We start from the raw sequence: 15,237 nt of genomic DNA on the forward strand, positions 1-15,237 counted from the left end.
CTCCCAGCGCGGCTAACACGGCTTCGTCTGATAGAATTGATGAATGAACAAATTTCTTTTCATCATTCTGTCTGCCGGATCTGCAACCCTGACGGGTTGCAATCATTTTGGTATCGCATTCAAGTGGGCTGACACCTACATTGCTTCAAAGGTTGATGACTATTTTGATATTTCAAGTTCACAAAGCCGGGACCTTAAAAACGGCGTGCAGAAGGATCTTGGTGAAATCAAATCCGAGGTTCTGCCCCAATGGATCGCACGACTCAAAGGACTTCAGAAAGAGGTGCAAAAAGGGACTTTAGATTCATCCCGCACCAGCTTCTATTTTGATCTTTTCCTGAGGGATGTTGAACAGATCAACGCCCGCTTTGCCGGCACCGCCGGACGCTTCCTTTCCTCGACAGAACCCAGGCAGTTAGCCACCTTCGCGCGGGAATTTGAAAAGAAAACCCAAGCCGATCTGGATAAGTTCCATCAGACTTCCAAATACCGCAAAGAAATGCGCAACAAGTACACCGAATACTTTGAAATGTTCCTGGGTTCACTGACCTCAGAACAAGAAGACATGATCAATGCCCACCTGGATTCATCACCCTTTCCCGGTGAACTAAAGGCGCGAAACAAAGCCCACATCCTGACCCGTTATCAGCAGCTGATGACCACCCCTGAAGCCAAAAGAGAGTTCTTAAAAACCTATTACAACAACCCAGCCGCCATGGATCTGCCCGAATATCAAACGGCCTTCAGCGAATATAAACAGCAGCTGCAAAAGCTGGTGATCGCGGTTCTGGGGTCGATGGACCTGAAACAGAAAAAGAATCTGATTGAAAATCTGAATGAGAAAACAGCACAGTTGGAAAAAATAGCAAAGGCGGGTTGAACCCCGCCTTTTTTAATTAAAGTTTGATTTCCATGCCTTCGTGGGCAAAGTCCCACTCCACCGGCGGAAGTGAGTTCTGGTTCGCCGAGGCGAAACGCTGCCGGGATTCATAGTATTCCCGCGTCTGACGTTTCAGCTCCTGAACATGTTCAATGCGTGCCCCCGGATCATGGTGGGCAAACATGACTTTCTGAATGCCTTCACGAATGGCGATATCCAAACCCACCTGTGCGGCACTATGCCCCCAGTTGGCTTTTTCCGCCAGTTCTGGCAGCGTGTATTGCGCATCGAAGTACATCAGGTTCACGTTCTGATAAAGCGGCAGATCTTCACCCAGCTCTTCGCGGGTGATACGCGTGCCCTCGGTATCCACACAGTGAGCATAAGCCTTGCCACCACATTCCACTTTCAGGCCCCAGCAAGGATCCGGATGATCCAGCTTGTACGGCGTGATCGTCATGTCATCCAACTGATACGGCTTGCGCGGTTCCATCACATGGAAGTGGATCTTGGCTTTCAAAGCTTCAAACGGCACCGGGAAATACGGACGCTGGAAGATCCCGCGGATCAGCTTTTCCAGTTCCGGTTGCACGGCATAGTAATGCACTTCACAGCCCGGGATAAAGTTCGGCGTAAAGAAGGGCAGACCGATCACATGATCCCAGTGGAAGTGAGTCATGAAGATATGGAACGGGCCCTTACCGCGACCGGTGGTGCCGGTCATGATACGTTCGCTCAAGTTGCGAATACCGCTGCCACCATCAAGGATCAATTGTCCTTTGGGGCTTTGGATTTCCACGCAGGTCGTGGCAGCACCATAGCCGCCCACCTGAGGCACATCCAAACTTTGAATATAGCGGGAAATCTGGGATGGATCGCGATAGCCAGCCGAGAAGAAGTTCCTTAGAACCCCTTCAACATGATAAGTCCAATCCGTGGGTGGAGGTGCAGATGGCAAAGAGCCTCGGACTCCCCAAAATTTTACCGTGAGCGACATATATGGAACAGGATGAACTGTTTAGAAACACGAATCAATCTACATATTATTGGGTCGGGCTTTTGTCATAATTCACAATCACAAATTCAGACGATGGTACAGCCTGACAGGTGCGAACAACTCGACTTACCTCTTTATTTTCAGAGGTGAACCCCTGTTCAATCAGAGCTTCGCAGGTCCCGCAGTTCCCTTCCATACAGGAGTACGGTGGATTCAAACGGGCGATCAAAGCCACATCCAGAAGTGTGCGTCCAGATTCTGCTTCGACTTCATATTCGCGACCATTGAGGATGTATTTAACCTTCATTCTGTCATCACATCATCGCGGGGGCTGTACCGCCAAATACTTTCTACTGCTAAGCGGTATTTACCGGTAATTAGGCCCATTAGAGTTTTTACTTTGTGTTTTGAAAGATTCTTTACTACCACTCTTGCCGGGTTGTAACGTGCCCCGAAGTTACGGAACTCGCAGAGCGGCATAGATGACCGCTGTTTAATTCAAGGATGTATGTAAGGAGAGCTTATGATGCTCAAAAAACGTGTTGTGACTGCCGCTTTGGCCGCAGCCCTTTCACTGATGATCGCTTCCCCAGCTCAAGCTGGTTGGGAAGTTCTTAAACCTGCCAATGCCTGGGAAAAAATCAAAAAACAGGTCGCAAAACAGGAAATCAGCGGCAGCCTGACCCTGGTCAATGCAGATATCATCGACGGTATCTCCACTTCCCTGCGCTACAAAATCGAATCTGAACCGTCCTATGTTGACGGCTACTACACTCGTATCGACAAATATATCATGGATTTCGGCGTCGACATCGGCGACCTGATCAATGATATGGACAGCCCGGTCAGCTTTGGTATCAACAAAGGCACTGAAATCATCTTTGCCCGTCAGTTCAAAAACCAAAAAGACTCTTTGCTGACTTTGCCATACACAATGAGAAACCTGCCTTTGACAGCAGAAAAAGCCATCACCCGACTGGTGCCTGGCGATTTCGTGGCATTTGAAGGCAAAATCAGTCTGATCCTTTCTTTGGGCTACGACACCCTGAAAGGTTCTTTCGAGGCGGGCGCATCCACTCACGCATACCTGTCCGGCAACTTCATGGTTCATCTGTTCCGTATGGCCGACAATAAAATGCGCGTGAAGCTGATCGCCGTTCGCGGCGAAGGCGTCGGTGCCAATGCCGGTGTTGAAGTGGAAGACCTGGAAGTTCTGGGTGTGAACCTGATCGACAACCGCATCGAAAAATGGCTGAACTTCGTTCCATTGAAAGCCAGCGCTGGTTTGGGGAAAAACGACGTGATCATGCTGGATTACGTGTTTGACCTGGACAACGCGCAAGCGGCTCAGGCCTACGACGGTCTGATGCAGAACAAAGTGATGTTCAAGGATGTTAAAATCCTGAATCCTCTGGCATCCCGCAAAGATCTTCAGAATCAGCTGTTGGCTGACCTGACGGATGTTGAAGCCATCACGATGGAAGACGCACAAGCTCCGGCTCAGCAGCGTCGTATCGACCGCGTATTCAAAGGTTCTTCTGAAGGCGTGTTCCGCGATGCGAAGACCAAGTTTTCTTTGAGCCTGCTGAAGTTCGAGGCCGGCCGTGCTTACGGTGAAAACAAGGTTCTTTCCTTCGACAAGAAAGATCAGGAAAGACATTTCCTGCTGGATACTTTCTCCAAATACAAAAAGTCCAAAATTCTGTTTGGCCTGTTCGGTGAAGAAACTTTGGCAACTTCCAACTTGCTGTTCACTTCCAACAGCAGATGGGCGCCTCAGCGTTTCGTGACCCTGACTTCCAGCAACGAAATGAAAATGCGTGACGTTTCCCCTCGTGATTTCCGCGAGATCCAAAAGATCGTTCAGGAAACCATCGGCCTGCAGGAATACAACAAAGTTCCTTGGCACCTGTGGACCTTTGAAAACGGCAAGATCGTGAATGGTTACTTCAAACAGGAAGTCTTCTTCAATCCGGATGCTTTGGCTTACCTGCCATACATGACGAAAGAAGCCTTTGTAGCGAAGTTCAAAGCATACATCGCTACCAAAAGCCGTCCTCGTTCCACACCGATCATCGGTGGCCTGATCCCGCCTAAAGGTGCGATTGGCAACTGGATGGCAGCGTTCACGGGCGACATCAAGCGCATCGCAGAGCGCCTGCAGATCATCATCAATCCGGCGACCACAGTTGAAAAACGCTTCGAGGCGTTTGAAGACCTGCAGGAAATCGGCATCTGGCGCGAACGTGGCGTGGGCTTCCTGATGTCCCTGGTCCCAGAGACTTCCCAGCACCAGTTGATGCGTTATGAAATGGTGTTGTCTGCAAAAGGCACCACACCAATCCAGTACAGCTTCGGCACATTTGCGGAAGAAAGCCTGTACCGTTCACTGATGTACATCCAGAACATCATCCACAACCGCAGCTTCGACCTGCGTTTGTTCTCTGACGACGCTGGTGAGTACCGCACTCACACCAAACCAGCTCCATTGATGTAGTTGATTGGTAAAACCAGAATTTCAAGAGTCCCGGGTTGTGAAAGCAATCCGGGATTTTTTTTAGAATGTATCGACGAAGACTTCCAGAGTCTGGGAATTGTAGGCGTCACTGGTGAACAGAACCCGGTTGGAGGTCGCCATGACGCTGTTCCAGACCCCGGTATTCCCCTGCAGCCCCGGCATGTGATTCTTCAATCCCGTACCATCACCTTTGACTGAATAAAGACTCAGAACCCCGTCCTTGTCGTTGTCCGCGCGGAAGAACACACGGTCTGCCAACGCTGACACAAAGGTGTCATAGATATCCGCAAAGGTGTTCAGGGTGACAAGTTTTCTGCTTTCCGTCCCGTCCCATTTCACAGCATACAGATCCCACTTGCCCACAGTTTCAATCAAGCCCGTGTACACAATGGTTTTATTGGCGTCGTTCAGGAATTTCACCGATGTCCCGTTGTTCGCATTCACCTGCCCACCAGCAATTGGATTCTGACTGATTTTACGAATGTCCGAGCCATCCAGGTTCATACTGTACAGTTCGTAAATATCCGGTGAGGACTCACTCAGGGCAATCAGACGCTTATTCGCCCCTTCGGTCAGAGTCTGATACAAGGACGTGTGCGACGTCGCAGGAAGCCCCGGATTCATGTCAAACTGCGCCTGATCAGAAATACGGAAAGTCTTCAGCGTCGTGCGACCGTTGGTCACAAAGTCACCAGGGATGACGGCATATTCGGAATCCTCTGAGAACCTGCAGCCAGATCCCATGCGTACCGCATCCACCCCTTGAGCCGCCATATAGTTAACACCCGCGGGATTCGCCGCTGATGCGACTTTAACATCATAAACACTGTTAACTGATGTAATTCCCCAATAACAAACCCATTGCGAATCCGGGGAAATCACAAAACTCGCCAGATCGTAACCCGCAGCAATCACGCTGTTGATGCGAGTCACAGTGCCGCTTCCATCCACGGCCACTTTACCGATCTCCCATTTCGCATCAATGTCATAGTCCATGCGGATCACGATATAGCTGCCATCAGGCGCAACATCCCAGTCCGAATAAATGACCGGATGAGCAAAGTCCGGAGTGATCTTCAGCGCACCGGTTCCATCCAGATTCACGCGGTGAATCTCCGGGATTGTGTCCACAGTGATGTCACCAATATAATAAAGTTTCTGAGTCGCCTCATTGAAATTAAAGGCCGTGATCGCGCCATTGGGATTAGTGATGGGAATACTCACCTTAACGGGCGCAGCTCCATTGCTGTCACCCACATAAAGTTCCTGCACGCCAGGAGTGTCCTGATCCGCCAGATAAATGATCTTGGTTCCATCGTCCGTAAATGCAAAAGTCGTCAGCTTGCCGCCCCCTGCAGGATACGCTTTTGTCACTCGGACCAGATTGCTGCCACTGGGGTCTGAAGCATACAGATGCATTTCCGCATCCACGTCCGGATTCCCACGGAAAGCGACTTTGGTTCCGCTGGCTGGCGGAGTCACAAAGAAATAATCCCCGGAGCGAATCAACGGCATGTTGATTTTCGCAGAAGCACTGACCACAAGACTCAAGCTCGCACGGTACAGACCATTCACGGCTTCGATGTTGTCATCAGCCAGCATCATCACTGTATTCAGATCCCAGTCAAAGAAGTACTGCAGGTTGCCGGAAAGAACATCTCCATCAAGATTGCTGATCAAGGGGCTCAATTTGCGATTGGAACTGCCGTCCACCGCGGAAAGATACATCTCGTATTTTCCGTCGACTTCCAGATCCGCAATATAAGCGACACGATCCCCGGAAGGACTGACTTCAACCACCGGATAGTTTCGTACCACCGAAGCTTGCGCCTGCGGAGTCAAAACCACCGGCGTCCCGCTGCCATCAGTATTAATAGCAATCAGATCAAATTTCATTTCACCCACGGCTGGTGGTGAAATTCCGCTGACATCGGCCTGCCAGATAATTTTTTTCCCGTTGGGCGAGAAGTTGATCGTATTTTTCTCAATCCCCTGGTGTCCCCCGTTGCGCACGACGGACGTCGTAGTCAGACGCAACAAACCTGTTCCATCGGGGTTGGCAATGTGCAGATCAAAGCGATAGGAACTGATTGCCTGAGTAAAGGCGATTTTTGTTGAATCCGGTGACCAGACAAACGATCCGACGTCCATTGTGGTGGAGGCACAAGCCACAGTCACACGGTTGTCTGCTCGGGTCTGAAGGTCATAAACCCACATCTCCAGACATGTCGACATTCCACGATCAATTCGATAAGCCACATAACGGGAGTTCGGACTGATTTCAGCAATGGCCGTCACACCATTGAATGATGTCGCCGAAACATCAATCACTTCACCCGTCACCAATGACACAGCCCCCAGGGCCATACCGCCATTGTTGAAGGTCTTGTTCTCGCGATAGACAACCCATTTGCTATCGGCGCTGATAACATAATCCGACTGAACTGCTTCGTTAAGTGCCATTTCCGGCCCCAGACGACGCAGATTCGTTCCATTCACATTCACCGCATACAGATCAATAGCTTCGTCGATGTCCTTGTCCATGCGGAAAACAACCGTCGATCCGTCCGGAGTGATTCTGAATTCACGAACGTCACCGCCGGCCACCATCGAGCCATTCAGTTTCGTCTGCGCCCCGGTCAAAACATTGATTGCATACAGATTGAACTCGTTATCCGTCGGGCCCACGTCCCCCATGGCAATGACCGTATTCTGATCCGGCGTCAAAGCATAAGAGGTCACACCACCCGTTGGATTGACGGACGTTGGCCCCATTAAAACACGATCACCACTGCCGTCGATTTTAACAGAATGCAGTTCTTTCAATTGCACACGTCCAATTGCGAATCGCACATAAAGGGCTCGGCTGTGCTTCGGAACAGGAGTGATCACCGAGGTCTGATCCAGGCCCCACTGCCCCGACATCGGATTGATTCTGGTCAAACCCGTGCCATCAAAGTTCACCAGCCCCAGATCCACCATATCATCGTTGCGCAATGGTGACGACAACAGTACCCGCCCGGAATCGCCATACTGAACGATCTGACGGACGGCAGGATAACCAGTGGAAGTCACATCCGGGCTGATCTTCTGCCACTGCGGATAACGAATCGTCACAGATTTGGTTTCAGAAATATTTCCAGCCGTATCAAAATGCTGAATATAAAAATCAATGGAGCTTGCCGTCTGTGTGGAAAGATCCATACGCATCTCCCACTGGTGCAAAGCCGAACACACCAGGAAATGTTCAGACGGCAGCGACGTCACGACCTTGACCAGATTCAAAGCATCAGAACATGCGCCGGTGATCGGATAGTTCGCGCGCAATGAAGACACCGGATAGTTGTCGGCATTGTCCGGAGCATTCACCGTCACCGTCGGCGGGGTCAGATCCACGATGATGGTTTTTGTATCCAGTGATGTTTTTTTAAGTTCAGTTTCATTTTGTGAAACTGTCATCTGGATCTGGCCCTCCAGCAGTCCGTCCAGATCCAGAACAACTTCAAAAGTTTTTGAAGCATCGCAAAGACCTTCGAAAGTGCCACGGCCTTCCAGCGTGATCTGCACAGGTTCACCCACATGCTGGCAGGAACCTTTGATGGCATAGGAGCGAATATTTGAAGAATTGATGGCCTTGTTGCTTTCATCCAAAACGATGAAAAGCTGATTACGACTGGTCAGGTCCTCAAGATTCGCCTCGAGGGAACAACCGGTGAAAATGAATATCGCCACAAGGACGTACAGGACACGCAATACCATACAGGATTTATCGGAACCCTTAGGCTCCCGCTGAAGACTTTTCCCCTCTGAAAATCACCCGATTTCCGTATTAAGTTGGTTCTTCGGGTTGATTTGAGAATATGGAATCTTCCTCTCGTAAAAGTGCGAACTTTTCTTTGAAAAATGGAGGTTGTTTAAGAGTTTCCTCGCCTTTCCCGCGAGCCCTCGGACGTAGGGACCTTTTAGACACCCCCTGAAATAGTTTCCTTTTGCTCCCAGCCCCTCGAAAAGAGGCCAAAAATACACCACCTTACGCATTCCTAACTATATGAAATTACTTAATTAAGTTAAGGCCTTGCCGTGTCTCATTATGGAACGCTTATTGCAATACCTTGGACTGACTATGGAACAAAGACGATTTAAAGACATTGTGGCATTCAAATGGAACCAAGGAGCTCCCTTGGCTTTCCACGCCCGCAATCTTGAAATCGCCGAAATTTCTGAGGACACCTGGAACCAGATGAACCAGGAATCCCTGGGTGCTGACGACGCCGCCATGGCGCTGAAAAACTGGGAGCTGGAAAACAGCCCTGACGTTAAATCCGGCCGCCTTTCAGTGGGCATTCGCAGCCTGACCATCAACGTGACTCAGATCTGCAACTTGAAATGCACTTATTGTGCAGCCGGTGGTGACGGAACCTATGGTTCCGCACAAACCAAAATCAACGTTGAAAAAACGTTGCCGCAATTGAAGTTCTTCCTGGAGCGTGTTCCTGCTGGTGGCCGATTCAACATCACCTTCCTGGGCGGCGAACCTTTGCTTTACCCGGATGGCATTCAGGAAATCGGCAACTATGTTCGCCTGATGACCGCAGGTCAAAACATTCACGCTTCTTTTTCGATTGTGACCAACGGCACTTTGATCAATGAAAGAACTTTGAAAGTTCTGACTTCCTTGAAAACCAATGTCACCGTCAGCTTGGACGGCCCGGCTGAAACCAACGACAAGGCCCGCCCCTCCAAAGACGGCCGCGGCAGCACTTCGTTGGTGGTTGAAGGTCTAAAGCAGCTTTCTGCTGTTCGCGAATCCCTGGGTCGTTTGACTTTGCACGGTGTTTTCAACCGCGAAAACCTGGAGCTGGTGAAAGCCTATGAGTTCTATAAAACCCTGAATGCGGACCGCTACGAGTTCACTTATTCAGTGGAGGAAAATGACGACGCCAGCAACAAGCTGTTCGTCGATCAGATGAATCAAATCGCTGAAATGGCCTTCAAAGCCGGCGGCGAAGAAGAGCTTCGCAAAGTGGGCATCTTCGACCAGTACTTCAATGCTCTGGACAATCAGCAGCAGATGGAAAACTTCTGCGGCTCTGGCAAATCCTTCCTGATGATGGATGCCAAAAACAACCTGTTCACCTGCCCATGGGAAGTGGGGAACAAGGAAGAACAAGTCGGACAAGGCACTGACGTTGACTTTGCCCGCATGGAGGCCGAACAGGCGCCATTGATTGAAAAAAACAACTGCCAAAGCTGCTGGGCTCGATTCCTGTGCGGTGGCGGCTGCATGTTCATCCACAAGAAAGGCACGGGCAGCAAGCACCAAAAGGACGGTCAGTTCTGCTTCCGCACGCGCAGCTTGATTGGAACCACTTTTATGTACTATAAATTAAGCAGGGCAACCTGCTAGAGGAAACCATGACACAGCAAACACATATCAAAAAAATCAAACCTCTGAAGCCCAAACCTTCATCCACTACCAAGCTGGCCGGTCCTGGCGGCGGTAATGGCGAAGGCTGCATCCCGGTTCGCTAATCAGAAACTGATTAAACTTTAAAGACAGGTTGTATGACTCTTCCTCCCTCCCTTAAAGAGAAATCCGGAGCCTCCAAAAGACGCTCCTATCAGGCGCTTGCGCTGCGAATGTTGTTCGCAGTGGGGATTTCTTTTTTCATCGGCCAGACCAACCTGGATTATCTTGAGTCCTACCTTTACGATCTGCGCGTTCGCACCAAAATCATCAATTCCACTTCCGGCAATGTCGAGCTGATCTATATCACTCCCCAGACGGTACAGTTCTATAAGGGCTATCCCTCTGCCCCGGAACAAATCGCCCTTTTAAAGGCCCTGAATGACAGTGGTGCCAAAGCCATTGCCTATGATTTTGCCTTTGATGAAGTTCCGGGTACCACGGACGAAAAGAACGCGTGGGAATCCGCGATTGTTTCTTCTCCGCATGTCTTTGTTGCCGGTCGCACGACGCCAATGAAGGGCGAAGAAAATCAGATGTTCCTGCAAGAGCCTCTGGAACAAGTCTCTATTTCTCCGGCCCCAAAAACCACGGACCTTGTGAACTTTGCCAAAGACGGCGTCACCCGTCGTATGATTCTGACTTATCAGGACCGTCCGATGCTGCCCGTGCGTCTGGCAAGCCTGGTGAATCCCCAGACCATGCAGATTGAAAGCATCCGCGGTCAGTTTGATTTCTATGGAACCGATCAGGCGTACATTGATTTCCACCCGGCGCGCTCTTATCCGGCGACTTCGTTTGAATCCATTCTAAAGGGCGAAGCGGACTTGTCCCGCTTCAAAGACAAGATCGTTCTGATCGGGACGGATCTGGGCTTGAACGAAGCTGAATACATCATGACTCCGTTCAGCCGCGAAGTGACGGCCATGACCCGCATCGAAATGCAGGCCAACGTCATCGACACATTGATCAAAAACTCCGGTCCAGTGAAAGTCTCCGGCTATTTAAGCTGGTTGTTCATTTTGGCGGCGTCCATTCTGACCACTCAAGTGGTGCTGACAATGAAGCCCACACGCGGTCTGATCGTTCTGGGCGCGACCCTGCTGGGGTTTGTTGTTCTGTGTGCGGGGGCTTACTGGGCGTTCGGGCTGTGGTTGCCGATGGCGGCACCTTTGCTGACGATCTTCCTGTGTTATTACTTCTTCATTCCGTACCGTCTGATCGTGGAAAACCGCCGCAGCTGGGAATACTATCAGAAAAATAAACTGCTCAGTCAGGTGGAAGAACTTAAAACGAACTTTATTTCGATGATGTCCCATGACCTGAAAACACCGATTGCGCGCATTCAGGGGATGACGGATGTGATTTTGACGGACTCGGTAGCCCTAAGCAACCAGCAGCGTGAAGCTGTGGACACCATCAAGCATTCCTCGGATGATTTGCTGAAGTTTATCAACGCCATCTTAAGCTACGGTAAAATCGAAAGCCAGGGCGTGCAGCTGAACATGCAAAGCAAGGACATCAATAACCTTTTACAAGAAGTTATCCGCAAGCATGAATTCCTGGCCAAGGTGAAACGCATTCAGATCGTGTCGGAACTGGAGCCTATGTTCCCCGTTCAGGTCGACCCTGAGCTGATGAAACAGGTGTTTTCTAACCTGGTGGAAAACGCCATCAAGTACAGCCCCGAAGACACGAAAATCATGGTCAGCAGCGAAGAAACACCATCCAAGGTGATCGTTCAGGTGGCCGACCAGGGGCCGGGCATCCCGCAGGATGAATTGCAAAATATCTTTATGAAGTTCTTCAGATCGAAAAACGTCAAATCCTCCCCTATCAAGGGATCTGGATTGGGCCTGTATCTGGCGAAATACTTCACGGAATTACATCAGGGAAACATTTTTGTAGAATCTTCCCATGGTAATGGTTCCACATTTACGGTAGAACTACCCATCGAACAAGGGGGCACTCATGCTTAAGGTTTTGGTTGTAGACGATGATCAGGGCTTAAGACTTTCGGTAAAGTCCGCACTTTCTGTCACTCAGCGCTTCGAAGTTGATGAAGCATTCGATGGCGTCAATGCCATGGAAAAAGTGAAGAACGGTGACAAGAAATACGACCTTGTTCTGCTGGATGTCGACATGCCTCGCATGAACGGCCTTGAAGCCCTTCGTCAGATCAAAGAATTCGATCCGGGCATCATCGTAATCATCATGACAGCTCACGCGACCTTTGAATCTGCCATTCAGGCAGTCAAAGACGGCGCTTACAACTATCTGCAAAAACCAGTTGCCGGTGATGACCTGCTGGCTTTGATCGACAAAGCCGTGAACGCCCACAATCTGATTTCCAATATCGCAGCGTCCGCTCCGGTGATGGTGGAAGAAGGCCGCAAAATCATCGGTCACACTTCCCAGATGCAGAAAGTCTTCAATATCATCCATCGTCTGGCTAAAGTTGAAACACCGGTTCTGATCCGTGGCGCTTCCGGTACGGGTAAAGAACTTGTCGCGAAAGCCATCCACTTCAATTCGGCCCGCAAAGACGAAAAATTCGTGGCTATCAACTGCTCTGCCATCCCAGAGAATTTGTTTGAGTCCGAACTGTTCGGTCACGAAAAAGGATCTTTCACCGGAGCTGATCAGCGCAAGATTGGTAAATTCCAGTTTGCTGAAGGCGGCACTCTGTTCCTGGATGAAGTGGGCGACATGCCTCAGTTGATGCAGGTGAAAATCCTGCGCGTGCTTCAGGAAAAACTGTTCACTCCAGTGGGTTCCAACCGCGAATTCCCGACGAACGTGCGTATCATCGCTGCGACCAACCGTCCTTTGGAAGACATGATCAAAGCCGGCACCTTCCGTGAAGATCTGTTCTATCGTCTGAACGTGGTACCTATATTCCTGCCGGCTTTGGCTGAACGCAAAGACGACATGGAACACATGGTGAACATCTTTATCCGCAAGTTCAACCAGGCCCATGGCAAGCGCATCACTGGCATCGCGCCGGATGCCATGGCTGTTTTGAAAAAACACAGCTGGCCGGGAAACATCCGTGAACTTGAAAACGTGATTGAGCACGCTTTCGTGCTTGAGATGTCCAATGTGATCACGATCGCTTCTTTGCCGGAAGCTTTGTTGATCGCAACTGGCACAAATCTGATCGACGTTCCTCCTGTTCAGGAAACCGCTCAGAACGTGGCGGCTGCGGGCATCAGCTCAGCAGTTCAGGCTCACGCTTCTTTGGGTGATGACGAAGACAGCGATGTCGGCGGCATGGATCTGGACGAAGAAGATGGTGAGCTGATCGCTTACTCTGGTGAAAATCTGGATTTCAACGCCCAGAAAGAAGCTTTTGAGAAAGAATTTATCATCAAAGCTCTGAAGACTTTCCGCGGACGCATCAATCAGACAGCATTGCATGCGAATATTCCCAAGAAGACGCTTCTGCGCAAGATCGAAAAATACGGCATCATCGCCAAAGACTATTCGAACTAAAAAAAGGCCGGGACATCCCGGCCTTCTTCGTTAGCACACCGAACTTTCAAATCGCAAACGCGATGATAATGTGAATTCATATATTCGAGCTGAACGAAAAGCGGTTGCGCCAAATCAACCCGCCTCCTAGATCTAAAGATATTGGAGGTTCCTCGAATGGAAAACACATACAGACAACCTCAGTCAGTTCGCCACACTCTTAAGTTCCGACTGCTGCAGGTTAAATACATCACTGATATTTCCCCGCGTATGAAACGCATCACCCTGACTGGTGAAGATCTGGCGGATTTTTACAGCGCGTCCCCAGATGATCACGTCAAAGTCTTCTTCCCCAAGCCCGGGGAAAAAATGCCGGTGGTTCCTGAGGCCGGGCCGCAAGGACCGGTCTTCCCGGAAGGTGAAAAACCGATCATGCGTGATTACACACCACGCCGCTTTGACAATGCCGCCAAAGAACTGGATCTGGAATTCTTCCTGCACGAAGAAGGTCCCGCGGCGGACTGGGCCCGCACAGCCCAGGTCGGAAGCTATCTTGGTGTCGGTGGCCCCCGGGGTTCGACGGTGGTGCCTTATGACTTTGACTGGTACCTGCTGATTGGTGATGAATGTGCGATCCCTTCCTTTGCCCGCCGCTTAAGCGAGCTGCCTGCAAATGCCGAAGCCGTGGTGATTGTGGAAATCGGAAATGAATCTGAAAAACGCGATTTTGAATCCAATGCCCGTGTGACAACTCACTGGGTTTTGCGCGAAAACAACCCACCAGGAACAGCCGTAAAACTGAAAGAAACTGTGCTGAAAGCAACCCTTCCACATGGTGATTATTTCTGCTGGATCGCCACCGAACTGCAAACATCCAAAGAGCTCAAAGAGCTGGTTGAAACTGTTCGCGGTGCAAATTCGAACTGGGTGAAAGCCACCGGATACTGGAAGAAAAGCGAAACTGCTTAATGCCCTTAGCGGCTGGAACTCCCGGAACAACAAGGGTTTCGGGAGTCACCAATAAAATCTCTTCCGCCAAATCAAGAAAAAGTTTTTCATAAAAGAGCCCTTTCTGCGTCGCCTCTAGTTTTGTAATCACCTTAAATCCCCCCTATCTAGAGATGCGTATTTTTTAAGCATTGAATTGTTTGGAAATAGTGAGGTCTCTGCATTGACTCAAAGATTCGAACTCTGTAGTTTCAGTCCCTCACTCCCGGAGATTTTTAGTTAATGACCATGAATCCGTTGCCGCCACAGGCTTACACGAAAGAGACGATGCTCAAAGCCTATCAATGGCTTATGGTGCAGAACAGCTCTATCAAGGAAATGGCAACGACTCCGGACATCCTGGTCAGCCTGTATCTGAAGGCCACCCGTGATGGCGAACACTCTCTTGAAAGACCCAGCATCCAGAACTTCAAAAATGAGCTGAAAAGTCTGGCCGGCATGATGGGCGAATTGGATCGCGCTCCTCAGGCTAGCTCTGTTGTCGTACAAGCAGCTGCGGCAGCCGCTGTGCAGGCACAACCGATGATGGTTCCTCAACAGCCGGTTCATCAGGTTCAACACGTTCAGCACATCCCACCGATGCAACAGCAGGTGCTGCCACCGGTTCAGCCGGTGATAACGATGCCGCCGGCGCCGACCACGCAGACTCAAGTTTCCTACACGGAAAAGACTTTGACGACGACGTCCCGCACTCCGGAAACCCTTGATATGCTTGATTGTGGCTCCAAAGCTATGATTCAGGAAGTCAAAGACGAGTTCAACCTGAGTTCGGATCTGGAAGCCCTCAGAATGCTGATCAAGATCGGCTACAGCCGCTCCAAAGGCCTTCTGAAGTAAACCATATCCCTACGAAATCATTTAATATCTCAATTAAACTAGGCTATACTCCCCCG

The 15,237-nt window shown here is 50.1% G+C and carries 10 protein-coding genes; 7 read left to right on the top strand and 3 right to left on the bottom strand.

Annotation, left to right across the window (positions count from 1 at the left end):
- Positions 1-43: 43 nt before the first annotated feature.
- A complete protein-coding gene (locus BDT_RS16425; RefSeq protein ID WP_015092359.1) occupies positions 44-880 on the top strand; it encodes a DUF6279 family lipoprotein in 837 nt (278 codons plus the stop codon).
- A gap of 16 nt (positions 881-896) precedes the next feature.
- Here the strand turns inward: BDT_RS16425 and BDT_RS16430 are convergent, their stop codons facing one another.
- Both BDT_RS16430 and BDT_RS16435 read right to left on the bottom strand, forming a co-directional pair.
- The gene (locus BDT_RS16430; protein ID WP_015092360.1) at positions 897-1,838 is read right to left on the bottom strand and encodes an MBL fold metallo-hydrolase; all 942 of its coding nucleotides are present in this window, start codon (positions 1,836-1,838) and stop codon (positions 897-899) included.
- An 85-nt stretch (positions 1,839-1,923) separates the two neighbouring features.
- Positions 1,924-2,184 (bottom strand): 2Fe-2S iron-sulfur cluster binding domain-containing protein, encoded by a 261-nt coding sequence (locus tag BDT_RS16435; protein WP_015092361.1) that lies wholly within the window; start codon positions 2,182-2,184, stop codon positions 1,924-1,926.
- 216 nt (positions 2,185-2,400) lie between these two features.
- Between BDT_RS16435 and BDT_RS16440 the strand changes: the two genes are divergently transcribed.
- Complete coding sequence (locus BDT_RS16440) at positions 2,401-4,374, top strand: hypothetical protein (protein ID WP_015092362.1); 1,974 nt, start codon at positions 2,401-2,403, stop codon at positions 4,372-4,374.
- A 60-nt stretch (positions 4,375-4,434) separates the two neighbouring features.
- Here the strand turns inward: BDT_RS16440 and BDT_RS16445 are convergent, their stop codons facing one another.
- Positions 4,435-8,154, bottom strand: a complete 3,720-nt coding sequence (locus BDT_RS16445) for a TolB protein (protein WP_148278874.1) — start codon at positions 8,152-8,154, stop codon at positions 4,435-4,437.
- Positions 8,155-8,518: 364 nt separating this feature from the next.
- Between BDT_RS16445 and BDT_RS16455 the strand changes: the two genes are divergently transcribed.
- The 5 genes from BDT_RS16455 (at position 8,519) to BDT_RS16475 (ending at position 15,181) form a co-directional block, all read left to right on the top strand.
- Positions 8,519-9,802 (top strand): radical SAM/SPASM domain-containing protein, encoded by a 1,284-nt coding sequence (locus tag BDT_RS16455; RefSeq protein WP_015092364.1) that lies wholly within the window; start codon positions 8,519-8,521, stop codon positions 9,800-9,802.
- Between the two features lie 158 nt (positions 9,803-9,960).
- Entirely contained in the window at positions 9,961-11,841 is a 1,881-nt protein-coding gene (locus BDT_RS16460) for an ATP-binding protein (protein ID WP_041577980.1), read from the top strand.
- Positions 11,834-13,357, top strand: coding sequence for a sigma-54-dependent transcriptional regulator (locus BDT_RS16465; RefSeq protein WP_015092367.1), 1,524 nt, complete (start codon positions 11,834-11,836; stop codon positions 13,355-13,357). The genes BDT_RS16460 and BDT_RS16465 overlap by 8 nt, the downstream gene beginning before the upstream one ends.
- A 156-nt stretch (positions 13,358-13,513) precedes the next feature.
- Positions 13,514-14,305, top strand: a complete 792-nt coding sequence (locus BDT_RS16470) for a siderophore-interacting protein (protein WP_015092368.1) — start codon at positions 13,514-13,516, stop codon at positions 14,303-14,305.
- Between the two features lie 261 nt (positions 14,306-14,566).
- A complete protein-coding gene (locus BDT_RS16475; RefSeq protein WP_015092369.1) occupies positions 14,567-15,181 on the top strand; it encodes a hypothetical protein in 615 nt (204 codons plus the stop codon).
- The last annotated feature ends 56 nt before the right edge of the window (positions 15,182-15,237 follow it).

Source organism: Bdellovibrio bacteriovorus str. Tiberius (assembly GCF_000317895.1).
In the GTDB taxonomy this organism is placed as follows: Bacteria; Bdellovibrionota; Bdellovibrionia; order Bdellovibrionales; family Bdellovibrionaceae; genus Bdellovibrio; species Bdellovibrio bacteriovorus_F.